This is a genomic window from Chitinophaga lutea, assembly GCF_003813775.1.
Classification (GTDB): domain Bacteria; phylum Bacteroidota; class Bacteroidia; order Chitinophagales; family Chitinophagaceae; genus Chitinophaga; species Chitinophaga lutea.
On the sequence record NZ_RPDH01000001.1, the window covers coordinates 1,776,548 to 1,800,571 of the forward strand.

Sequence of the window (24,024 nt, forward strand, 5' to 3'; positions counted from 1 at the left end):
ATTCGTTTGGAATTGGGGGGAAGTTGGCTAAGCTTCGTACCTTTGCGCCATGTTGAAAACTACCTTACTCAAAGCTACGCAAGCCGGTGCAAAGGTTTTACAGGAATATTTTAACGGTACTTTCACAGTTTCCCATAAATCTACGGTAAACGACCTGGTTACGGAGGCCGATAAAGCCGCGGAAACTGCCATTATCAATGTTATCCGGGAAGATTACCCTGACCACCAGATCCTCAGCGAAGAAGCCGGGGAAATAAAAATGGACTCTTCGATCAAATGGATCATCGACCCGATCGACGGGACGGTGAATTTCGCCCATGGCGTTCCCCTCTGCTGCGTGAGCATCGGGGTGGAGCAGGATGGAGAAATGATACTCGGCGCGGTATACAACCCGCTGATGAACGAGCTGTTCTTTGCTCAGAAGGGCTTCGGCGCCACGCTGAACGACCGCCGCATCAGCGTTTCCTCCAAAACCAATGTTTCCAACGCCTTTATGGTGACCGGTTTCCCTTACCTCTGGGAAGAGGAGCAGCCGAACCATGCCCTGGTGACCCTGGAGCGCTTCCTGAAGCAGGGCCTGCCGGTACGCCGCCTGGGCTCAGCCGCTATCGACCTTTGCTGGGTGGCCTGCGGGCGTTTCGACGCCTTCTGGGAACACCACCTCAACGCCTGGGACTCCGCCGCAGGGTACCTCATCGTACAGGAAGCCGGCGGTAAGGTGACGGACTTCAAAGGCAACACCTATTCCCCCTACCAGAAACAAATACTGGCCACCAACGGCCACCTGCATAACGACCTGCTGAAAGAGATCAACAGATAACGACATATGGAAGAAAGAACTGAAATAAACGACCTGGGAGAGTTCGGGCTGATCGACTACCTCACCCGGAACATTGAAATATACAACGCCAGCACCATCCTGGGTGTGGGCGACGATGCCGCCGTAATCGACCACTTCGGCAAACAGACGGTGATTTCTACCGACATGCTGGTGGAAGGCATTCACTTCGACCTGATGTATACTCCCCTGAAACACCTGGGCTACAAATCGGTGATCGTGAACCTGTCGGACATCTACGCCATGAATGCCACGCCCACTCACATCACCATGAGCCTGGCCTTCTCCAACCGTTTTTCACTGGAAGCGCTCAACGAATTTTACGAAGGCGTGTACGCGGCCTGCGAAAAATATAAGATAGACCTCATCGGGGGCGATACCTCCACCTCCCAAAAAGGCTTCGTGATCAGCGTAACCGCCATCGGCGAGGTAGCGCCCGATAAATTCGTGAAACGCTCCACCGCGCAGAAAGGCGACCTGCTCTGCGTGTCCGGCGACCTGGGCGCGGCCTTCCTCGGCCTTACCCTGCTGGAAAGGGAAAAGAAAATATTCCTGGAAAACCCGCAGGTACAGCCGGACCTGGAGAACCAGACCTACGTGATCGGCCGGCAGCTGAAACCCGAAGCCCGCCACGATATCATCTCTTTCCTGGCGGCGAAGGAAATCACGCCCACCTCCATGATGGACGTCAGTGACGGCCTCAGCTCCGAAATACTGCACATCTGCCAGCAAAGCAAATTAGGCTGTGTGCTGTATGAAGAAAAGATTCCCGTGGCCGACGACAGCCGCCAGCTGGCCATGCAACTCGGCCTCGACCCCACGGCCTGTGCTTTGAGCGGCGGGGAAGACTATGAGCTGATCTTCACCATGAAGCAGGAAGACTACGATAAAATAACACTCAATGAAGAAATTGCCGTGATCGGCTATATGACCGAACCGGAAGCTGGTTCCCATATCATCACCCGCAGCGGCAACAAACATACCATCACTGCGCAGGGCTGGAACGCTTTTAAGTAAGCGCTATTCCACCCACACCTCATCACAGGCGATCATCGCTTTTTTATGAGCACGGAAGCGCCACTCCGGTAACTGCGGCCAGTTATCCGCCGTCAGTTTCAGGTACCGGGCGCTTCCGCCGCCTTTGTGATCAAAACGGTATTGCAGCCGCTGCACCGTATAATCCTCCTCCGGCATTACATTATTCACCACACCGAGCGAGCGGTAATTTTTGCCGTCGTCAGACACCCATACCTGCATCTTTGACGGCCGGAATATCCAGTGCCGCGCATCTTCCAGGAAAGTCAGCGAAACGTTCGTAAATGCAACGGGCTTTCCCAGATCCACCACAGCCGATAAAGGCTCTCCATAAAAACAGAGCCAGTTATAACTGAAATCCGTATAGCCGGGATTGCCGTCTGTCAAGGTCTGCGGCCCTTTCGCGGGATATTCGGGCGCCGGTGCCGACTGAAGGTGCACGGTGGCGCGCAGGGCTTTGTTGCTCCGCACGCCGTCTGCCAGTATTTTCTCCCATTCCTTTGCATACGCGTCCGGCGACGGGCCGCCTTCAGACAGTTCTTTCACGCCGGCTGCTTTACTGTTGGCGGTGAATCGGCGTATCCTGTCCGCCAGTCCGGGCCTCACTATCCACCCGTTTCCCTGCCGTTCAAAAATGCCATGCTGTTCGATGCCGTAAAAACGGGCCTGCTGCAGGTACACATATTCCTGCGTCAGGCGGATGCGCTCCACGCGTTCATGAAGCGTGGCGTTCCCTTCCACGGCAGCTTCCGCTTTGTCGAGCAGCTGGCTGTATTTGTCCATGTGCATGGGAGAGAGGAAAGTGTTGTATTCGTTGACGGGGTTGCCGTAAATGTCCAGCTTCGGTTGCAGCGCGGCGGCCTGATCCAGCAGCGCCAGGTATTCTATTATCGGACCGGCGGCACGGCCGTAGTAACCTGTCAGGAATTCCGATTTCAATTGCTCTACGTCTGCATCCGGGCTCCATAGCAGCCGGGCTGCGAGATGCCCTTTCAGTTCCGCGAGTTCGCTGTACGTATAGCCGCTGCCCTGTTCGAACACACCTGCCACCTGCTGTTTTTTCAGGAACTGCATGTTGGGCTGCAGCGTGGCGATATTCGGGAAGATGGTGAGATAGTTCGTGAACTGGGTGCAATAGTCCCAGATAAAAATGTTGGGGGTTTTAGCGTACCAGCCATTGAGGCGGCTGCGGAAAGCCGCTGCGGAGCTTTCACGGTCAAGTGGGCGGCTGCGGTATACTTCGATGTTGCTCAACATCACATACACATTCGGCGCGGGCCGTAAATGCAGGGTGGGTTGCGCAGAGTAAGTGTAGGCCAGCGTGGTGAATATCTTATCCGGAAAGCGTGCCGCCACTTTATTGACGAACTGCACCAGTGAGCCTTGCGGGCCGCCTTCGCGTTTATCCACAGCGGCACACCGGTCGCACTCGCAATAGCCCACGTCGTCGTTAGGGCTGATGGACCAGTATAATGCATCGGGCTGCTCCGTCATCCGCTGTTTCAAAGCGGCCACGGTGATATCGAAAACGGCCTCGTTACTCAGACACAACTGTGTGGCTTTGCGCGTACCGTTCACCAGCGAAAAATATTCAGGATGCTGTTTGAAATAAGTACCCGCCGGCACCAGTTTGTTGAAGGAATGTCCCCAGAGCCCCCAGAGGTCTTCGAACCGGTGAAGACGGTGCCAGTCGAGGTACTCTGCATCCGTGCAGGCCGCCGGCATGTACACTTCGCGGTAGCGGAATGCCGGCGCCTCATTAACCCGAACATTCCCCGGCACAACGACCGTGTTCTTCGAAGGCGTATAAGCGGGCCCGCCATCCCATTTGCGGCAGCCGAGCAATTGCTCAACGAAAGCGTAAGCACCGTAAAGGACGCCTTTTCCTGGCCCACCCGTGATGACCAGCGATGTTCCTTCCACGTTGATCCGGAAACGCTCCGGCTGCATATTTTTATCGTACGTAACGCGCAATGATTTTTCACCTGCCGCCGCTTCTTCTTTCACCGCCAGTTTTACGCCGGACACGGCTTCCACATACCGCATCAAAACAGCCGCCGCTTTTTTCCCGTGCGCACCTGCGTCAGGCGCGAGACTGATGTGGTAATCGCTGCGCCCGCCCGCTACCAGCGTGATGTCGCCGCAGTGGCCGGGAAACGATGCCGCAAGCAGGCAGCAGATGGACAATAGCGGTTTCATGATTTAAAATTTGCGCAGCAGCGTCAGGTAAATATCGAATTGATTGTAATGCCGGTCGTTGGTGAGGCGCTGGTACGTCCAGTTGCCGAACACGCCCATGGTGGTGCGGTAAGCAAATGTTTTCTGGAACCCGATGCCCGCGCCTCCCGCCAGGAATGTGGCCTGCTGGTTGAACTGGTAGTTGCGGCTCCTGTCGTCGGGCGTGTTGCCGAGCGACAAGGTAAGGGCGATGAAGTCCTGCTGTTCGTTCATGTAAAACCTGTTCGTCAGTACATATGCATGATACCAGTTGCCGTCTTCCGTGATCACATATCCCCTCAGATTGGCCCAGTACGCGCCCCATGTTTTGGCGGCAGACCATACGGCGGCGTAGTTCGACGCGCTGTCGGTTTTCAGGTAACGCGCACCCAGCTCTGCTTCCCATTCGCGGCCCAGATTATGGAACAACGAATAACCCGCTCTGAATTTCGGGAACACGTCGCTCGGCGACCAGCCGAGAATACCGTAAGAATAGTACTTTTTATTGTGGGTATAATACGTTTCGGCCTCCAGCTGCACACCGCTGCCGGCCGCGCGGTCCGCATAACTCACCCGGCCGCCGATACTGCCCTTTTCATGAAAACGAAGGTATTGCAAAGCCGTGACATTGGCGGGCCGGCTACCGTTATCGTAGATACTTTGCAGGTGAATGATGCCCGCCTGGTTGCGGTAGGTTTTACCGCGCAGGCGGTTGTAATAATCGCGCAGGTATTTGTCTCCGGGCCGCGCTTCGAGTTGCATCGCTACCGTTGCGGCAGCGGCTTTATAATTCTGCTGCGCTTCGAGGGCGGCTGCTTTTTTCATGAGCAGCGTTTCATGTGCGGGCTGTAATTGCAGTCCCCTGTCGGCATAAGCTATCGCGCTGTCGTATTGATGTAAAGCGAGGAAACTATTGACGATCTGCTGTACCAGCAATGTATCGCCGGGCTGATAAGCGTACGCCTTACGGTAGGCAATCAGCGCACTGTCCCACGCCTGCGCCTGCTGCAGTTGGCGGCCATGGGCGGCCAGCTGTTCGGCATACATCTGTTGCAGTTCGTGGTTGCCTGGTGCGGCTTTCAGCAGTTCCCCCGAAATCGCGTACGCTTCCGGCAGGCGGTTCGCCGCCTGCAGCAGCGCGGATTTTTTCATGCGAATATCGTCGTTGGGGCCCAACACCGCCAGGGCACTGTCGCACAGCGCAATGGCGTTTGTTACGTTGCCGGTGCTGTTTTCGAGGTTGATGAGACTGGTCCATGCTTCCGGATTGGCTGGCGCGTAGCGCAGTGATGTTTCGAGCAGCGGTTTCGCTTTATCCGGCGCATTGTTCCGCAGTTGTTGCCGCGCGGTGGCGAGCAGCTGTTCCGCATAAGCCTGTTGATAGCGTTGATGGGCAGGCGCCGATTGCAGCAGTTGCCTTGTGATCGCGGCCGCTTCTTCGTACCGCTGTCCCGCTTCGAGCAGGCCGGCCTTTTTGAACAGCAGCATCGTATCTGCCGGTGCGTATTGCAGCAGTGTATCGATCAGGGCGCCGGCCGCGGCGTAATCGCCCGCACGGTCGTATGCCGCCGCGCGTTGCAGCTGGATGTCGCGGAAGGCCTGCAGGTTGCGGCTGTTCGCGTTTTTCTGTAAAAGCTGGCGGGCTGTAACGGCCGCTTCGTCGTACCGGTGCAACTCCTGCAGCAGACCGGTTTTCCGGCGAAGCAGGTCTTCGTCGCTGCCGAAACGCGAGAGCGCTTTGTTGAGCCAGCGGAGCGCCGGTTCGTATTGCTGCTGCTGGTGATAACTGTTGATGATGGCGAGGAAGGCATCTCTATTGCCCGGCGCTTCTGCCAGTATTTTCTCCGCCACCGCCCTTGTTTCGTGATGATTGTTTCTTTTGCGTGCGGCAACCAGTGCGGTTTCCAGCCGGTCGAGCACCACAAGTTTCGGGTCCGGCGGGGGCGCCGGTTTTTCTTCAGGCTGCAGGGCCGCGCGGGCCAGGCGTTCCTTTTCCTGTGCCGCCGCTTCCCGCATCGCGCGCACCTTCGCGTCGTTGCCGTAATGGCTGTTCAGTATCGTCAGCACCTCGTCTGCGGCGTTGGTTTGATGGAACTCCGTGAGCAGGCCGTGTTTTTTAAAGAGCAGTTCCTTGTTCAGCGGATCCTGTTCCAGCGCCATATCGATGTAACAGATGGCCTCTTTTCCGCGCCCGAGGCTGTTTTCAAGGTTAATGAGGTAAGCGAGCGCTTCCGTGTTGGGCGGCTGTTTTTTCAGCACCTCCAGCCATTCCAGCCTTGCCGCCGCGGGCTGGCGGGTGAGCAGGTACAGCCTTCCCAGCAGCAGTTTTACATCAGGGTATCCAGGCGACTGCTCCAGCGCCTTGCGGCATAAGGAGATCGCCTTTTCGTAATTGTGGTGTTCATTGGTTTCTTCCAGCGCCATCGTCAGCAGCTGATCGGACGACAGCAGCCCTTTCCGCTGCGCGGACACATCCGCGGCCGTCAGCATCAGCCCTAAACAAAAGACGTAGATCATTCTGTGGTTCATCGCACTACACGTTTTCATGATTATTTACACGCGGGTTTTACCTGTTGTTTGAATCCTTTTCGCTGCATGTTTCCCCAGCCGTGTTTTTTACCTGTGAGCTGGTAGAAATATCCTTTGATCGAAAAGAACAACACCAGTGGATGATAGATCAGCGGTTCCAGGAAGGCCATCAGGCAAAGGCCCGCCACGTCTTTCCAGCTGCGGTAGTACTGGAAGGTGAATTGGTCCCACAGCACCGCCAAAGACGATATCAGCACCGAGAAGGTGTAGATGAACAACAGCAGGATCACCGCAAAATCCCAGTTGATGATGTTAAAAACGATGATGTAGATATAATACAGGATCCCGGTGAATTCAATCACCGGCGCCAGCAGTTCGAAGAGGAAATTGTACGGGAACACCACGAGCCCCAGCCTTTTGTATTTCGGGTTGAAGAGCACGTGCCGGTGTTTGCCGAATATTTGCATGAGGCCACGGGCCCAGCGCGTGCGCTGGCGGCCGAATACTTTCAGGGTCGACGGGCCTTCCGTCCAGCACAATGTTTCGGGAATATACCGCACCGCGTATTCCTGCTTTTGTTCGCACATGTATTTGCACATGCGTATCACCATGTCCATATCCTCGCCCATGGAAGCGGGATCATATCCGCCGGTTTTAATGAGGATTTCCTTGTCGAACAATCCCAGCCCGCCGGATACGTTCGGTACGGCGTTGATGAACGTCCAGCCCATTTTCCCGAGCACGAAAGAGCGCACGTATTCCATTTCCTGGAACCGCGGCAGCAGGTCTTCCGGCGGGTGTACGGCCGTGAGCATGCCGGCATCCGTTTCGCAGGAATTGGCCATGCGCAGCGGGGCGCCGGTGGCGATCACTCTTTTTTCTTCGTCCATAAACGGGCGTATCAGTTTCAGCAGGGTATCGCGGTTGAGGATACAGTCCACGTCCGTATTGAGGATATAACCGAAAGCCGCAGCGTTGATGCCGGCGTTGGCCGCGTCCGCCTTGCTTTTACCGTTCTCTTTGTCGAGCACCAGCAATTTGGCGTAAGCGGGATTGGCGGATTTGAAGAAACGTTTCACCGGTTGCGAAAACAACTGCGGATGATAGGCATAGTCGATTTCCGAGAGGTCGAACTCGCGGATAAGTTTTTCGAGCGTATCGTCGGTACTGCCGTCGTTAACGATGATCACCTCAAAGCGCGGATAGTTCAGGGCAAGCAGGGAACGTACGTTCGAGATGATGGTAACGCCTTCGTTATACGCGGGCGCCACTACGGAAATGCCCGGTGTAAGCGGAGACTCCACCAGGGTGATGGTTTCCCTGATCCTGTTTTTCCAGGCGTACCGCCGGATGGCGATCAGCGAGAGCGTTGAGAGTAAGGTATAAAATGCAAAGAGGCATACGCAGTAAAAGAACACCGAGTGCTCATAAAATCTCACGATATGCTCCCAGATGGTATGCTGCATCAGAATTTGATTGAAGGGTTGAGACTGTGCTGGAGAATGACATGCTGCATGCCCACGCTTTCGGCCTGCAGGTCCCACAGCATGGGCTGCGCCAGTACATCGTGGTGGACGATTGAACGGGCGGCCTGCTTTTTCAGGTCGAAGTCCTGCGCGTGCAGAAATTCCTGTTTCAGGAATCCCAGTTGTTTGCCCGAGCCGATGCGGCCGAGGGCTTTTAGGATCTCACTTTTGCAGGACTGGGGCTGGGTGGGGTACATAGCCACCAGCGCTTCTTCCGTTTCTTCGGCCATCAGCTTGCCCAGGCTGTTGATGGCAAGGGCGCGCAATTGCACGTCGTCCGACGGCAACAGGCGGCTGATGGCCGGTATTGCTTCGTATTGTTGAAAGTGCGCCGCCATTTTGAGAGAAAACGAGATAACAGTTGGATGGAAGGCCGGTTGGATCCATTGCGCGAAGGAAGGGGCGGGCAGGTCCTTCCGTTGTGAAATCACCCGGAACAGTTCAAACTGTTCCCAGGGCAGCAATGGTGTGTCGATATTTGAAAAGAAGTCGAGCGGATGCTGCGCGGAACATTTCGCCAGGTAACAGCGGGCCATTTCGCGTACATAGCGGTGGCTGCTGGTGGTCATGGGCAAAACGACGGCTTCGTCCACGATGATTTCCATATTGAACAATTCGCTGAGGGCTTCCACCACCAGCGGCGGATGGCCGCTCCGGAGCTTTTGCAGCGCTTGCTCGTGCAGCCCCAGCGCTTCGTACAGCTGGCGGAACGCGGCGGCAGACACGCCGGAGAAATTACGGCGGTAGTGCAGTATTTTCTGCACCACCAGCTTCCGGGCCCAGGCCCGGTGGAGGGGTAACTGCCGGAAAGCCGCTACCGGCAACTCCGGGGGCTCCGTTGCGAGAATGCACTGCATCATATATTCCAGTATCAGCGCATCTATCTGTACCGATACCGGTTTATTCCGGCGGTCCCTGTAATATTTCAAGCCCCTGGACAGCATCAGCCCCAGGTAAGCCAGCAGGGTGCCGGCAATGGCGATCAGAGAAACGATAATGGCAGACTGGATGAAAAGCGGCAGATAGGCAAAATCTTCCCTTACCTCCAGCAACCAGGCTTGCACCCACTGAAAGATTGACACCATAAAAAGAAATAAGCAGAATTATTGAATCCCCTGTTTTTTGAGTAGCAGCCTGTTCACCCGCGAAATCAGCTCGCTGGGCGTCACCGGCTTTTTCAGATAATCGTCCGCACCCAGGTTGAAGGCATCCTGGATGGTTTTTTCATGCGCCACCGACGACACGACCATCACCGGGGTATTCCCCTGCAACTCGTTCATCTTCAGTCGGCTGATCAGTTCCATGCCGCTCGCAAATGGCAGCATCAGGTCGGTGATAATCAGGTCGAATTGTGTTTCCTGCAAAAATTTAAGCGCGTCTTTTCCGTTCTGCGCAATCGTAATCGTGTGCCCCTGCTTGCTCAACATTAATGTAAGCGCGCGGCACATGAGAACGTCATCCTCAATAACCAGTATTCTAGGCATACTTAGTGGTTTAGGCTAATGAAATGTTAATAGGTCAAATTTCTCTGCGTTCGTTCACTGCAAAACAGAGCAGGATTTAAAAGGATGGTACAAAGAGGAGATATCAGCGTTCCCTGATACCCGGTTGCAGGATGTGGTTAAAATTATTGAGTAGAAAAGTACTTTCGGGCCAGCCTGTCCCCTAACTTACTAAATTCATGCCAAAATATTGCAGTGGCAGTCATTATAACCGGAATGTATATGTGAAATTTTTATACATTGAAAGGTGTTGCAACAAAAAAAGAAGCGGCCTTGCCACATTGATACTGGCAAGGCCGCTTCCGTTCAATAATTTATCCGCTGTGCTATTCGGCTTTCAGTTTGATGAGCGGACTGTTGTGCGTGGGTTCCAGGCCGGCCGGTGCGGGCAATGTGATTTTCAGCATATAATCGCCCTTTTCCACCGGTACCTTCACCGGTATCACCACGCTGTCTCGCTGCAGCGCTTCGGCCAGCGGAAGCGTTCCCCGAACGGTTTCATTGCCGCTTTTTCCGTTCCAGAGCATATACCCCACCGTAGGGGGCATATTGGCAGGCCCTATCTGCACCGGCGCATCATATCCGTTTTTCACACCCAGTTTCAGAAAAAGCGTATCACCACCCCGTCCGGTTAATCGGGTATGCACGGGCTCGAACTGGATGAGCTGGTAGGAGTAATACGGCGAATCGGTCCGGTAAAACAGGAGGCCCTGGGTACGTTGCAGGCTGTCGCCTTCGGGAATGTACGGCCGGTGGTTCGACACCAGCAGGATGTTTTTGCCCCAGAGCGATTCTTCGGTATGCCAGTAGTTGTACTGGCTCCTGCGGGCGAAAACACTGTTGATGCTATACGAAACGCCGCCGGCGTAGAACATGTATTTGGAAGGGGATTGGTAGCTGCTCACAAACACCACGGGCCTTCCGGCGGCTTGCTGCGCGAGCTCGGCCGTCCAGGTTTTGTTGTGATGTATTTCTGGGCGGATCTCCACGCCGGGCGCAAAGTCCCACACCATGTACACCCGCACCACCAGCACCAACAATAACGATAGCCACCAGGTTTTTTGCAGCACCTTCGCGGAAAAACCCTGTCGTACAATACCCTGGTGCGCGAGCACCATCAACGGGGCGAATATCATCACGGTCCAGTTGGCTTCCACGCGGCCTTTGAAAGTGCTGAGCAGGAAAAAAGCCAGCACGCCCACGAGGCTGAATTTCAGCGCCCGCTCAAAACTGTTCTGCACCTGCGCGCGGAACGCATAATACAGCAGCAGCCAGCCCACCAGAGGACCGAAGAGCAATATCTGGCCGGCAATATAATCGAGCGAAAAACTGATGTCGTAGGCCGATGCATTGCGTTCCACCAGGTGATATTGCAGGGAAGGGAAGTTATGCGTGTACTGCCAGTACAGGTGCGGGAAGAACAGCAGGGAGGTGACCACTACCGCCACATAAAAGCGGTACAGCCTCAGCAGGTGCAGGTTCGACAGCACCGTAAAAAACACCAGCAGCACGCCGTGGTATTTGCTGTAAAACATCAGCGCCATGCTGACCGCGAGCAACAGGGTATTTTTCCAGCTCTGCGACGCCAGGAAATTGCGGTAGAGATAAAAATACAGCGTGGCGAAAAATATCAGTGGTATGTCGGGTACGGCCAGGATGCCGCCTACCTGCATAGCGCCCATGCCGGCGAGGATGAGATAAAAAACGACGTTGTTTTTCCGGGGTATCAGCCGGTCTACGAGCAGCAGCGTCAGCACGTTGAGCACCACCATGCCCAGCCGCACACCCAGTTCGTTAGGAAAGAGGGCGTAACCGAGTTTGATGAGTATGGCGATCATCGGCGGATGGTCGAAGTACCCCCAGTCGAGGTGGCGGGAGTATACCCAGTAATACGCCTCATCGTCCATCAGTTCGGTGAACGAGGCCTGTAAAACGGCCAGTAGGGCCCATAGGGCGATGACGCCGTATTTATACTGGTTTTTGGTCAAAAAGCGGATCATGTCCGCGAAGATAATTAAAGGATCATGAACTTATCCGCATCCTTCATGAAGGGGAATTTGGTGCGCAGTTCGTCGAGGTGGGCCCTGGAAAGGGTGTAGGTGAACACATCCTCGTCGTGCGACTTGTGGTAGATGATTTCGCCCACGGGATCGATGAGGCTGGAATCGCCGCTGTGGTAAATCTCATTACCATCGTTGCCCACGCGGTTCACGCCGATCACGTAACACTGGTTTTCGATGGCGCGGGCCTGCAGCAGGGCTCTCCAGGGTGTGCTGCGGCGCTCGGGCCAGTTGGCCACGTTCACGAGCACATCGTAGGCGGGCGCGCCATTGTCCTGGATGGTATTGCGGGCCCACACGGGGAAACGGAGATCGTAACAGATATTGAGGCAGATCTTCCAGCCTTTCACCTGGGCGATCAGTCGTTTGTCGCCGGCGGCGTAATGATTGTCTTCCCCCGCAAATCCGAACCGGTGGCGTTTATTGTAGATACCGAACTGGCCGTTGGGCAACATCCAGATGAGGCGGTTGTAATAAGCGCCGTCTTCTTCGATGATCAGGCTGCCGGTGATGATCACATTCTTTTCCTTCGCTTTTTTCTTCATCCACTGTACGGCGCTCCCATCCATGGTTTCAGCGAGCTTTTCGGGCTGCATGCTGAATCCTGTGCTGAACATTTCAGGCAGGATGATCACTTCCGTTTTTTCCTTGATGGCATCGATTTTTGCGTCGAACATGGCCAGGTTGGCCGGAATGTTTTCCCAGTGCAGATTAGCTTGTATCAGCGTGACCGTTAAATCAGACATAAAAAGTTGGATTACTACAAAACGACCTCAAAATTACGGCACAGCCGCTTAGAAAGTTTTGAATTATTCTCCGTTTATTCTTCCTTTTTTGCGATTTGTTCAATGGCTTCCCGCGCCAGCTCCTGTTCATAGCCCCTTTGCAGGAGGAATTGCATGGTTTTGTATTGCCTTTTCAGGTACTGTTCCGCTTTTAACAGGCCGTATTTTTTTCCGGCGAGTGCCAGCAGGGTGCTCCAGTAGTCTTCGGCATCTATTTCCGATAGGCCTTTTTTGATGCAGTAGGGACTCACCTGCTTCTGTTTCAGCATCATGGTGATCTTTTTCCGTCCCCATTGCTGCATCCGGAACTTGCTGCCGGCGTAGGCCCTGGCGAAACGTTCCTCATTGAGGAAGTTTTCTTCTACCAGGTGGGCGATGGCTTCTTCAATGTCGTGGCCCCGGAGCCCGAGTTCATAACATTTCTCCCGCACCTCGCTGTGGCACCGTTCCTGGTAGGCGCAGTAGTGGCGGAGTTTGAGCAGATCGGCTTTCACGGCGGGAAATTTTACTTTCTCACAATCATGAGCTTGGCGTAGTTGAGCATGATTTTCTTTTCGCCCCCTCCCTGCGGGAACATCACCGTGGCGATGCGGTTGTTGGGAGCGCCCTCGAGGTTGAGGATCTTGCCGAACCCGAATTTCTGGTGCTCCACGTCCATACCGGGCTCCATGGTGGCCGGGTCGTCAGCCGCGAAACCGGCGGAGGGAACGTGGCTGCTCACCGGGCCTGCAGTGGGTTTGGGCGCCGTTCTGGCCGTAGGGTTGGCCGCGGGTGAAGGTGCCGCTTTCTTTTTATCGAACATGTTGCCCCACGAAGCACCACCGCCGCTGTTGAAACCACCGCTGTTACGGATGCCGCCGGCGTAGCTGCGGTCGATATACCGCTCCGGCATTTCTTCCAGGAAGCGGCTGGGCTCGTTCTGCTGCAGCTGCCCGAAACGGTAACGGCTGTTGGCGTATGTGAGGAACAGGCGGGCTTTTGCACGGGTAACGGCCACATAAAACAGGCGCCGCTCTTCTTCCAGCTCTTCGCGGGAGTTGATGGACATCCCGCTGGGGAACAGGCTTTCTTCCAGGCCCACCGTGAACACCACGGGGAATTCCAGCCCCTTGGCAGCGTGGATGGTCATCAGTTTCACCACATCGCTGTTCTCGTCGTTGGTATTGTCCGCGTCCGTCAGCAGGGTGATCTGCTGGAGGTAAACGCCGAGGTTTTTATTATCGAGCAGCTCACCGTCTTCCGTGGGAGTTTCGGTAAATTCCTTGATGGAGTTCAATAATTCCTGTACGTTCTCGTACCGGGCGAGGCCTTCGGTGGTTTTATCGTTGAACAGCTCCTTCACGATATTGGTGGATTTGCCCACCTGAACCGCTACTTCGTAAGCGTTGTGTTTGTCGAGCATCACGCGGAAACTCTGAATCATCGTCACAAAGTTCTCGAGAGCGTCGAGGGTGCCGCCTTTAAAACCAAATTCCTTGGCGTTTTCCAGCACCTGCCAGAAAGTGATGTTCTGGTCGTTGGCGTAAATCGACACCTTTTCGATGGTCGTTTTACCGATGCCGCGCACGGGGTAGTTGATGATACGTTTGATGGCCTCTTCGTCGCGCGAGTTCATGATCACGCGGAGGTAGGCGATGAAGTCCTTGATTTCCTTGCGCTGGTAGAACGACAGGCCGCCGAAGATGCGGTAGGGAATGGCCATGCGGCGCAGGCTTTCCTCGAAGGCGCGGCTCTGGGCGTTGGTACGGTACAGGATGCAGAAATCGCGGTTGCTGTAGTGATTGCGGAGTTTCTGCTCCGCGATCGTGTCCGCCACGAACTTGCCTTCTTCGTTGTCGGTATTGGTGCGGATGAGTTTGATCTTATCGCCCTCCACATTGTCCGTCCACAGGTTCTTTTCGATCTGCCCCTTGTTTTTGGCGATCACTTCGTTGGCCACGTTCAGGATCGACTTGGTACTGCGGTAGTTCTGTTCGAGTTTCACCACTTTCACATCGTCATAGTCTTTTTCGAACTGGAGGATGTTCTGGATGGTAGCGCCGCGGAAGGAGTAGATGCTCTGCGCATCGTCGCCCACCACGCAGATGTTTTCGTGCACGGCGCCGAGCAGTTTCACGATCTCGTACTGCGCGGGGTTGGTATCCTGGTACTCATCGATCATGATGTACTGGAACTTGTGCTGGTATTTGGCCAGCACTTCCGGGAAACCTTTCAGCAGCACGTACATCTTGAACAGCAGATCGTCGAAGTCCATCGCGCCGTTTTTAAAGCAGCGTTTGGCGTACATGTCGTAGATCTTGCCGGTCAGGGGGCGGCTGGCCCGCTGGTCTTCCTGCTGGATGTAATAATCGTGCTGGTATTCATCGGGGCCCATCAGGCTGTTTTTGGCCGCGGAAATGCGGTTGTACACCAGGTTGGGCTTGTAATGTTTATCGTCGAGGTTCAGTTCGTTGATGATGGTTTTCACCACGCTTTTGGCATCGTCTGCGTCGTAGATGGTGAAATCGCCGGGGTAGCCGAGCTTGGGCGCGTCGGCGCGCAGCAGGCGGGCGAAAACGGAGTGGAAGGTGCCGATGTAGAGGTTGCGGGCTTCGTTGCCGCCAAGGATTTTCTCCACACGTTCCTTCATCTCTTTGGCCGCCTTGTTGGTAAACGTCAGCGCCAGTATATTAAAAGCGTCCACCCCATTCCGCATCAGGTGGGCGATTCTGGTAGTCAGTACTTTAGTTTTGCCTGAACCCGCGCCCGCAATGATCATCAGGGGCCCTTTGAGGGAGGTTACAGCTTCGCGTTGCCGGTCGTTCAGATCGTCTAAATAGTTTGCCTTCATCACTTGAAAAATTTGCAGGCTGTAAAAGTACAACTTGAGGGTGGGATAGCGAAATAAGTGGATAACTCATAAAAAAAGCCGCACCAGTACTGATGCGGCTTTTTTTATGAGTTATTTTTCATTTCTGTCCACCTTCAGGCGGTCCGGCCGGTTGGCCACTTCCCAGGCCGTGTAAAACACCAGCTGGGCGCGTTTGGCCAGCATGGGATAGCTGATCTTGTCCGGTGTATCGTTGGCGCCGTGATAGTCGGCATGCACCCCGTTGAAATAAAAAATAATGGGAATGCGGTGCTGCGCGAACATATAGTGATCGGAGCGGTAATAAAAGCGGTTGGGATCGTTCGGGTCGTTGTACTTGTAGTCGAGGTCGAGCCCCACGAGGCGGTTGGCGGCTTCGCTGATGGGCCGGAGGTCGGAACTGAGTTTGTTATCGCCGATGATATACACGTAATTGCTGTCTTTCTCATGCTCGGGGTCTATTCGCCCGATCATGTCGATGTTCAGGTCGGAAACGGTGTTGGCGAGCGGGTAGATGGGATGATCGGTGTAGTATTTCGAGCCGAGGAGGCCTTTTTCTTCCCCGCTTACCGTCATGAACACGATGCTGCGGCGCGGGCCTTTGCCGGCCTTTTTGGCCTTCATAAAGGCCTCTGCCATGGCAATTACGGCCACAGTACCGGAACCGTCGTCGTCGGCGCCGTTGTGCACTTCCCCGTTGATCACGCCGATGTGGTCGTAGTGTGCGGTCACAAATACATACTCGTCTTTTTTATCGGTACCGGGCAATATGCCCAGTACGTTGCTGGATTTGATCTCCGACTGCCCTTTCTGGTATGCCAAGCCGTCGATTTTCCCAGCCGCAGCGGGCACGGGGCCGCCGGCTTTCAGCCCTTCGGCGATGCTGCTGTATGGTTTGCCGAGAATGGCAGACGCCAGTTCAGGGGAAATGAAGTATACGTTGGGAATAAATTCCATGGTACTCATCATATCACCGAAATACAGGCCCGTTCTGCGCAGGCGGCTGCCGGCGCGACTGATGCCGGGTAAATTGGAATTAACCATGAACACTGCCCTGGCGCCTTTGTTGGCGGCGGCGCGCAGCCTGTCTTTCTGTTCGCCGGCACCCAGGCGGGCTTCGGCCAGCAGCACGATCTTGTCGTTGGCGTCGATGCCTTTGTAACTGTCTGCCGTGTCGGTCACGGTGCCGTAGCCGGCAAATACCACCCCGGTTTGGGCGAGCTCCTGGTTTTTATTATCGCGGAGGCTGTTGTAAAAATCTTTTCCGAACTCGAACGTTTTGCCGGATACGGTGATGGTCGCATTGGTCAGCGTGTCCATATACAGTACGAACGGCTGTTCCCATTCCCCGTTGCCCGCGCCGGGCTGCAGGCCCACGCGTTTGAACTGTTCGGTGATATACTTCGCGGCCTTGTACTGGCCCGCGGTGCCGGTTTCGCGGCCCTGCATATCGTCGGCGGCAATGATGTAGAGGTGTTTTTTCAGCCCGGCTGCCGTAATGCTTTTGGCATAGGGCGTGGCGGCCACGGGCGCCTTGCGTGTGTCCGCCATCTGGGCACAGGCGGCTGTGCCGGTGGCCAGCAGGCAGGCCATAAGGGTTAGTTTTTTCATGTAAAACATTTATGCCGGTAAATTTAAAGAATTAAGCGTGCCCTCGTGCAGCGTACCGCGGAAACAACAAAAAAGGCAGCGTGAAGCTGCCTTTTTGAATATCGGAACCTGCGTACGGTATTAGCTGCAGGCGATTTTGCTGACCCTGTTCATATGACGGCCGCCTTCAAACGGCGTTTCGCCGAAAATATCGACCATTTCCTTGGCCGTGCCGGTATCTACAAACCGCGCGGGAATGCAGATCACGTTGGCGTTATTGTGGCTGCGGGCCAGGCGGGCGAGCTCGTCGCCCCAGCAGATGGCGGCGCGGATGCCCTGGTGTTTGTTGGCCGTGATGGCTACGCCGTTGGCGCTGCCGCAGATGAGGATGCCGTAGGCAAAGTCGCCGGATTCCACGGCGTCGGCCACGGGATGGGCAAAGTCGGGGTAATCTACCGAATCAACGGAATGTGTGCCGAAGTCTTTCACCTGCACACCCTTTCCTTCCAGGTAAGAGATCACCTCTTCTTTGTAGTCAAACCCCGCATGATCCGAACCGATCGCTACCGGCAATGCAAGATTAAAAGTCGTTTGTTCCATACCCTACAGTTTTGTATTGGTTAAATGATGCGGTACCTATCAGGACCATTCTTCTGCTTCTTCTTTTTCTTTCTCGCGGTACACTTTCGCAGAAATGAAGATACTGATCTCGTACAGCAGGTATAAAGGTACGAAAACCAGCAATTGATCTAACACGTCTGGCGGGGTAATAACCGCCGCCAGTATGAGTATCACCACAATGGCATGCCGGCGGTAGTTGCGCATGAACATGGGGGTGAGCAGGCCCAGTTTGGTGAGGAAATACACGAGAATCGGCATTTCGAAGAGCACGCCCATCCCGAGGATGATCTGGCTCATCAGCCCGAAATAATCGTCGATGAAAAATTCGTTCTTGATCACGTCAGACACGGTGTAGCTGGCCAGGAAGTTGATCATGAACGGGGCGATGAGGAAATAGCTGAAAGCGATGCCCAGCAGGAACTGCAGGCTCACCCAGAAAATAACGCCCTTTGAGCCTTTCGCTTCATTTTCTTTCAGCGCGGGCTTTACAAAGCGCCAGAATTCATAGATGATGTACGGGAACGCTCCTATAATGCCGAGAATGAACGCCATTTTGAACTGCAACATGATCTGCCCGGCCATTTTATAGTTCTGGAATTTAATATCGGGCGGCACGATGCAGAGTTTATCGCCCAGGCCAACGAAATGACTGAACTGGCATAACCAGCGGTAGGTGGGGAAATCCGGGCGGGTGGGCCCGAAGATCACGTTGGTCAGAATCCAGTTGGTGAACACAAACCCGAGAATACTGATGGCAACAATTGCAAAAGCCGATCTTACGAGGTGCCAGCGTAATTCTTCCAGGTGGTCAAAAAACGACATCTCTGCCTTGTCCTCATTACTCGAGAATAACTTCTTTAACATGCGATATATGAATCAGGAGCACAAATATAACATGTGCCCAGTGAATGGAAAATGTAAAAAACGGGTGTAAGGTAAAACAAAAAGAAGAGGAAGTGGAAGGATTTCGGGAGGATTTAAGGATTAGGGCAAAAAAAAGAGCCAGCCCGAGAAGAATCAAGAGCCGGCCTTTCATCCATTGTTTGTTAACCCCAAAAAAGTTGAATTCGAGAATGTCTTATTTCGCTACTGTTCAAGTAATAACTTACTCTTTTAATGGCAAGCTATCAGATTTAAGTTACAACCGTTACAGCGCTTTTAAATTTCTAAAACAAAAATAGAAAGAAATATCGTATTATCAATGTTACAACAAAGTTTTTTACAACCTTTTAACAAAAATCAAATTATTGTGTTACGTTACAGCTACACTGTTAATTCAATTCGTGTTAATTTACTACTACTCTGGTGAAAAACGATTTAGCAAGGCAATATTACGTTTTTCCATAATTCTTAACCGAAATTATTTTTAAATTATTGTATACCAGAGTATAATCTAAATTCCAGTCTATAAACGTCCTATCTCCGCTTTTATGATTCGGCCCGAAAAATATTTCCGGCACTTATTTCACAGCAATTTTCGCGCCGAAACCTCCTAATTCAGGATTTTCATCTTCACCATCTCGATTCTCGTGTCTGTAACATTCAGAATGTCAAACTCATAATCATCGATGATGATCCGCTCCTTCAGCCGCGGGATGGTTTCGTAGTGGGAGATGATGTAACCGGAGAGCGTTTCGCTTTCGTCTTCCGGAAAATCGAAGCCGTATTGTTCGTTGAGATAGTCGAGCTCCAGCCTGCCGGAGAAGATGTATTCCTTTTCGGCGATCTGTTTTTCCACGAACTCTTCCACGTCATGCTCGTCTTTGATATCGCCGAAGATCTCTTCCAGCACGTCTTCGATGGTCACGATGCCGGCGGTTCCGCCGAACTCGTCCACGACCCAGGCGATGCTCCGGCGCTCCTTGTTGAATTTGCTCAGCAGGTCGATGGCGCTCATCGTTTCGGGCACGGCCAGGATGGGATGGATTACCGAGCGGATCTCCGCAGGGTTCTTGAACATGTCCAGCTGGTGCACATATCCTAAAATATTATCGATGTTGCCTTCGTAAATGATGATCTTGGAAAGTTTGGTGCTGATGAACTTCTGCCGCGCCTGTTCGATGGTACTGCTGATATCGAGGGCTTCGATTTCCTTGCGGGGAATAAGGCAGCCGCGGATTTTCACGTGCACCAGGCTCAGGGCGTTTTCGAACAGCTCGGTATTGAGCTCCTGTGAATCGCCCAGGTGCTGCTGGCTCTGGCGGATGAAGTGCTCCACGTCCACCCGTGCGAAAGAACTTTTGTTCTCGATGATGCGCACGTTGAACAGGTATTTCAGCACCCACTCGGAAATGGACTCCAGCATGTTGCCCAGTACGTACAGTGGTTTGGACAATACGGAAATGGGCAGTGCGAAAAAGCCCAGCAGCGCTTCGGGCCTTGAGCGGAATATGCTGCGGGGGATGAAGAACCCGAAAAAGAGAATGATCAGCGTGGCGGCGATGATCTCGATGAAAAGCGATACCACCACGTATTTGCCCATTTCGTTCTCGTTCCAGAACAGGGCCCAGAACGAATCGAGCCAGCCGGCCACCAGCATGCTGTAAATAACAATGGCGATGGTGAGCCCGATGAGGCTCGTGGCCAGGAAACGGGCAGGCTGTTCGTTAAAACCGGACAGGATTTTACCGGTTGCCCGGCCCTGCTTCTTTTTCAGCTCTATACTCAACCTGTTCACATTGGCAAAAGCAGTTTCCATGCCGGCAAAGAAGCCTGCAACAAGGATCACTATAACCAGTAAAACAATCGTATAAATATCCATCCAAACAAAGATATGAAATTAGGGGAAGCTGGCAACCCCATCCAAAATAACAGTCAGCGGGCCAAAAAGTTCTCTACCAGGGCCTTTACCTCGCCGTACGCTTTGTCCAGCTCCTCATTCACCACAATATGGTCGAATTCCCGGGCAAACGACAGCTCGTAGCGGGCTTTTCCGAGCCTTTCCTCGAGGGAGGCCTGGGTTTCGGTGCCCCTTTCGCTCAGCCGTACCCGCAGCGCGTCTAGTGAGGGGGGCTGAATGAAGATGGTGAGCGCGGCGCCATGGTACTTTTCCCGGATGGAAAGAGCCCCTTTCACATCGATATCCACCATGGGGTATTGGTTGTTCTGCCAGATGCGTTCCAGTTCACTTTTGAGGGTGCCGTAGTATTTTCCGGCGTATACCATTTCGTATTCGGCGAATTCGTTGTTTTCGATGCGCCGCTGAAATTCTTCAGGGCTCAGGAAATAATAGTCTTTTCCGTCCGTTTCCCCCACCCGCGGGCTGCGGGTAGCGGCTGAAATGGAAAAGGCCAGTTCCGGCATCTCGCGGAGCAGTTTTTTTACAATAGTTGTTTTGCCGGCTCCGGACGGTGCGGTGACGATGATGATTTTGTGTGCTGCCATATTCAGTTACACGCGCTTGATATCTGCTCCCAGGTTGCGCAGGCGCTCATCAATGTACTGATAGCCGCGGTCAATCTGGTCGATGTTATGGATGATGCTTTTGCCTTCTGCGCTCAGCGCGGCGATCAGCAGTGAAACGCCGGCACGGATGTCCGGGCTGCTCATGGTGATGCCCCTGAGCTTGTGCTGCCTGCCGAGGCCGATAACGGCGGCGCGGTGCGGGTCGCAGAGAATGATCTGCGCGCCCATGTCGATGAGCTTGTCCACAAAAAAGAGACGGCTCTCGAACATTTTCTGGTGCACGAGCACGCTTCCTTTGGCCTGTGTGGCCACTACCAGCACGATGCTCAGCAGGTCAGGCGTAAAGCCGGGCCAGGGATGGTCCGATATCGTTAAAATGGAACCGTCGATGAAGGTTTGAATTTCGTAGCTGTCCTGCTCGGGAATAAAAATATCATCGCCCCTGAATTCCATGCGGATGCCCAGCTGGCGGAATTTTTCGGGGATGATGCCGAGGTGCTGGATGCCGGCGTTTTTGATGGTGATCTCGCTCTGCGTCATGGCGGCCAGGCCGATAAATGAGCCGATCTCGATCATGTCGGGCAGCATGGCGTGCGTACAGCCGCCGAGGCTGCTTACGCCTTCGATCACGAGCAGGTTGGAACCGATGCCGCTGATTTTTGCGCCCATGCTGGTGAGCATTTTGCAAAGCTGCTGCAGGTACGGTTCGCAGGCTGCGTTATAAATAGTGGTAGTGCCCTGGGCCAGTACGGCGGCCATCACGATGTTGGCGGTGCCGGTTACGGAAGGCTCGTCGAGCAGCATGTAAGTGCCTTTGAGCCCGCCGTTGGATTCGAGGCGGAAATAGTTATCGTCGGTATCGTATACGAAATTGGCGCCCAGTTTCTCGAAGCCGATCACATGCGTGTCGAGGCGGCGGCGGCCGATTTTGTCGCCCCCGGGTTTGGGAATGTACGCTTTGCCGAAACGGGCCAGCAGCGGGCCGGCCATCATCACGGAACCGCGCAGGCGGCCTGATTTCTTTTTAAATTCGGGGCTTTCCAGGTAGGCGATATCGATATCGTCTGACTGAAACTCACAGCTGGCGCGACTGATGCGGTTTACTTTCACACCGATGTCGCCCATCAGCTCGATGAGCAGGTTTACATCCAGAATGTCCGGGATGTTGTTGATGGTCACTTTTCCGGGGGTCAGCAATACTGCGCTGATGATCTGTAATGCTTCGTTCTTTGCTCCCTGCGGTATAATATCTCCTTTCAGACGGTTTCCGCCTCTTACTTCGAACACGCTGCTCACTTGTTCCTGTTTTTGTATTTGTGTTTATTTTTTCCTGCGTTGTTGTTGTTATCGTTCCTTTTGAACTTGTTCTGCTGGTACGTTTTGCGTTTGCCGCCGCCACCGCCGCTGCCGCCGGTGTTACCGCTGCGGAACTGCTGTTCGCCGCCCTGCAGGCTGAAAGATGCCGGGGACGCGCCGCCGCCGGAACCGGGTGCATATTGCAGCTGGCCTTCGGTGATGATGTTCAGTTCGGATTTGATGGCGTCGTCGTGCACGCTTTCTTTATGCCAGTTGCCGTAGGCGAGTTTCATGTAATTGCCGATCACCTGTGTAAACCCTTCTTTCATGTCGGGGTCCTTTTCCTTCAGCGCCTTGTCGATCACCATCTCCAGGTTTTTACCGAAGTGGCGGAAGCGCGGGTATTTTTTAGGATACGGTAAACGGTCGGGTTTGGTGCGCAGCGTTTCGCGGGTGGGGATGGGATACGGGGAATCCACGTCCAGCTTGAAGTCGGACACCAGAAAAAGGTGGTCCCACAGTTTATGCCGGAAATCTTCCACGTTGCGCAGGTGCGGCTGCAGGGTGCCCATCAGTTCGATAACGGCCATTACCTGCTGCTGCCGGTGCTCCCGGTCCTTGATCGTCAGAATATATTCGATCATCCGCTGGATATTCCTTCCATACTCACGCATGATCAAATGGTTACGTGCGGTATTATATTCCATTGTAGTAATTTAAAAGTATTGTGCTTGATTACCAGCCATTCATACGCGAAGTAACGCTAGGTGCCTTGGTGCGGAACGGCTTCAGGTGAAGTCAACTTCTGCAAACCTAATGAAAAATATTTATAAATGACGCCGGCTTCCGTTCAGGCGCCGATTCGTTACATTTACGGCAGGAAACGGGGCATGGCGGATTTCTGGCCGCACCCCGGCATAAACGAACGAACCGATGAAACTTTCACTGACAGGAAAAACCGCCGTGGTATGCGGCGCATCGCAGGGCCTGGGCCTTGCCTCCGCCAGGGAACTGGCTTTGCTGGGAGCTTCCTGCATTCTGCTGGCCCGCAACGAAAAACTGCTCGAAACCGCCGTAGCCTCGCTGGATACCAGCCAGGGGCAGCAGCACAACTATTATGTGGCCGACTTTTCGGAGCCCGCCAAAGTGAAAGCCACCATCCAGGCGATCGTGGACGACCAGTTCGTGCACATCCTCGTCAACAATTCCGGCGGCCCCTCGTCCGGGCCCATCCTGGCAGCGGAAGGCGGGGCTTTCCTGAAAGCCTTCGAGATGCACGTGGTGTGCAACCAGCTACTGACGCAGGCTGTAGTGCCCGGTATGAAAGCCACGGGTTACGGCCGCATCATCCAGATCATTTCCACCTCCGTGAAAGTACCCATCAAAAACCTCGGCGTGTCCAACACCATCCGCGCCGCTGTGGCCAACTGGGCTAAAACCATGGCCAACGAACTGGCGCCTTTCGGTATCACCGTCAACAACGTGCTGCCCGGGGCGATGACCACCGACCGGCTGAAGAGCCTCTTCAAAGCCACCGGCGAGGCCCGCGGGGTGCCTGAAGAAACGATCGCGGAAGAGTGGCGCCAGGAAATTCCCATGCAGCGCTTCGGCGACCCTTCCGAATTCGGCGCAGCCGTGGCTTTCCTCGCATCGCCCGCCGCCGGGTACATCACCGGCATCAACCTGCCGGTAGACGGCGGTAAAACACCCAGCTTGTAAGCTGCCTGCTTATTCCTATTTTTGCCGCGCATGAACATCTGGAAAAATATCAT

19 protein-coding genes are annotated in these 24,024 nt (G+C 54.1%); 3 read left to right on the forward strand and 16 right to left on the reverse strand.

Features of this window, described 5'->3' with window-relative positions; translation table 11 throughout:
* The first annotated feature begins 49 nt into the window (after positions 1-49).
* A complete protein-coding gene (locus tag EGT74_RS07045) occupies positions 50-820 on the forward strand; it encodes an inositol monophosphatase family protein (RefSeq protein WP_123845811.1) in 771 nt (256 codons plus the stop codon).
* Between the two features lie 6 nt (positions 821-826).
* The gene (gene thiL, locus EGT74_RS07050) at positions 827-1,855 is read left to right on the forward strand and encodes a thiamine-phosphate kinase (protein WP_123845812.1); all 1,029 of its coding nucleotides are present in this window, start codon (positions 827-829) and stop codon (positions 1,853-1,855) included.
* Positions 1,856-1,858: 3 nt separating this feature from the next.
* Here thiL and EGT74_RS07055 read toward each other — a convergent pair whose 3' ends face one another.
* The 16 genes from EGT74_RS07055 to EGT74_RS07130 form a co-directional block, all read right to left on the reverse strand.
* The gene (locus EGT74_RS07055) at positions 1,859-4,072 is read right to left on the reverse strand and encodes a DUF4838 domain-containing protein (protein ID WP_123845813.1); all 2,214 of its coding nucleotides are present in this window, start codon (positions 4,070-4,072) and stop codon (positions 1,859-1,861) included.
* A gap of 3 nt (positions 4,073-4,075) precedes the next feature.
* On the reverse strand, positions 4,076-6,619 hold the full coding sequence (locus EGT74_RS07060) for a tetratricopeptide repeat protein (RefSeq protein WP_158618044.1): 2,544 nt from the start codon (positions 6,617-6,619) through the stop codon (positions 4,076-4,078).
* A gap of 20 nt (positions 6,620-6,639) precedes the next feature.
* Complete coding sequence (locus EGT74_RS07065) at positions 6,640-8,085, reverse strand: glycosyltransferase family 2 protein (RefSeq protein ID WP_123845815.1); 1,446 nt, start codon at positions 8,083-8,085, stop codon at positions 6,640-6,642.
* Positions 8,085-9,230, reverse strand: a complete 1,146-nt coding sequence (locus tag EGT74_RS07070) for a HEAT repeat domain-containing protein (RefSeq protein ID WP_123845816.1) — start codon at positions 9,228-9,230, stop codon at positions 8,085-8,087. Before EGT74_RS07070 ends, EGT74_RS07065 begins: the two co-directional genes overlap by 1 nt.
* 18 nt (positions 9,231-9,248) lie before the next feature.
* Positions 9,249-9,629 (reverse strand): response regulator transcription factor, encoded by a 381-nt coding sequence (locus EGT74_RS07075; protein WP_123845817.1) that lies wholly within the window; start codon positions 9,627-9,629, stop codon positions 9,249-9,251.
* A 344-nt stretch (positions 9,630-9,973) separates the two neighbouring features.
* Positions 9,974-11,647: an ArnT family glycosyltransferase gene (locus EGT74_RS07080; RefSeq protein WP_123845818.1), complete on the reverse strand. Its 1,674-nt coding sequence runs from the start codon at positions 11,645-11,647 to the stop codon at positions 9,974-9,976.
* A gap of 14 nt (positions 11,648-11,661) precedes the next feature.
* Positions 11,662-12,453 carry an amidohydrolase gene (locus EGT74_RS07085; protein WP_123845819.1) on the reverse strand — a complete coding sequence of 264 codons (792 nt, stop codon included), beginning with the start codon at positions 12,451-12,453 and terminating at the stop codon, positions 11,662-11,664.
* Between the two features lie 74 nt (positions 12,454-12,527).
* Positions 12,528-12,986 (reverse strand): regulatory protein RecX, encoded by a 459-nt coding sequence (locus tag EGT74_RS07090; RefSeq protein WP_123845820.1) that lies wholly within the window; start codon positions 12,984-12,986, stop codon positions 12,528-12,530.
* 11 nt (positions 12,987-12,997) lie between these two features.
* Entirely contained in the window at positions 12,998-15,322 is a 2,325-nt protein-coding gene (locus EGT74_RS07095; protein ID WP_123845821.1) for an ATP-dependent helicase, read from the reverse strand.
* A gap of 111 nt (positions 15,323-15,433) precedes the next feature.
* Positions 15,434-16,951 (reverse strand): M28 family peptidase, encoded by a 1,518-nt coding sequence (locus EGT74_RS07100; protein WP_123845822.1) that lies wholly within the window; start codon positions 16,949-16,951, stop codon positions 15,434-15,436.
* 120 nt (positions 16,952-17,071) lie between these two features.
* Positions 17,072-17,530, reverse strand: a complete 459-nt coding sequence (gene rpiB / locus EGT74_RS07105) for a ribose 5-phosphate isomerase B (protein WP_123845823.1) — start codon at positions 17,528-17,530, stop codon at positions 17,072-17,074.
* A 39-nt stretch (positions 17,531-17,569) separates the two neighbouring features.
* Positions 17,570-18,415, reverse strand: a complete 846-nt coding sequence (gene tatC / locus EGT74_RS07110) for a twin-arginine translocase subunit TatC (RefSeq protein ID WP_123845824.1) — start codon at positions 18,413-18,415, stop codon at positions 17,570-17,572.
* Between the two features lie 628 nt (positions 18,416-19,043).
* Positions 19,044-20,249: a hemolysin family protein gene (locus tag EGT74_RS07115; RefSeq protein WP_246008135.1), complete on the reverse strand. Its 1,206-nt coding sequence runs from the start codon at positions 20,247-20,249 to the stop codon at positions 19,044-19,046.
* Positions 20,250-20,365: 116 nt separating this feature from the next.
* Entirely contained in the window at positions 20,366-20,935 is a 570-nt protein-coding gene (gene gmk, locus EGT74_RS07120) for a guanylate kinase (RefSeq protein ID WP_123845826.1), read from the reverse strand.
* A gap of 6 nt (positions 20,936-20,941) precedes the next feature.
* A complete protein-coding gene (murA, locus tag EGT74_RS07125) occupies positions 20,942-22,252 on the reverse strand; it encodes a UDP-N-acetylglucosamine 1-carboxyvinyltransferase (protein WP_123845827.1) in 1,311 nt (436 codons plus the stop codon).
* Complete coding sequence (locus tag EGT74_RS07130; protein ID WP_246008136.1) at positions 22,249-22,926, reverse strand: DUF4290 domain-containing protein; 678 nt, start codon at positions 22,924-22,926, stop codon at positions 22,249-22,251. Before EGT74_RS07130 ends, murA begins: the two co-directional genes overlap by 4 nt.
* A gap of 259 nt (positions 22,927-23,185) precedes the next feature.
* Between EGT74_RS07130 and EGT74_RS07135 the strand changes: the two genes are divergently transcribed.
* Positions 23,186-23,971, forward strand: coding sequence for an SDR family oxidoreductase (locus tag EGT74_RS07135; RefSeq protein ID WP_123845829.1), 786 nt, complete (start codon positions 23,186-23,188; stop codon positions 23,969-23,971).
* The last annotated feature ends 53 nt before the right edge of the window (positions 23,972-24,024 follow it).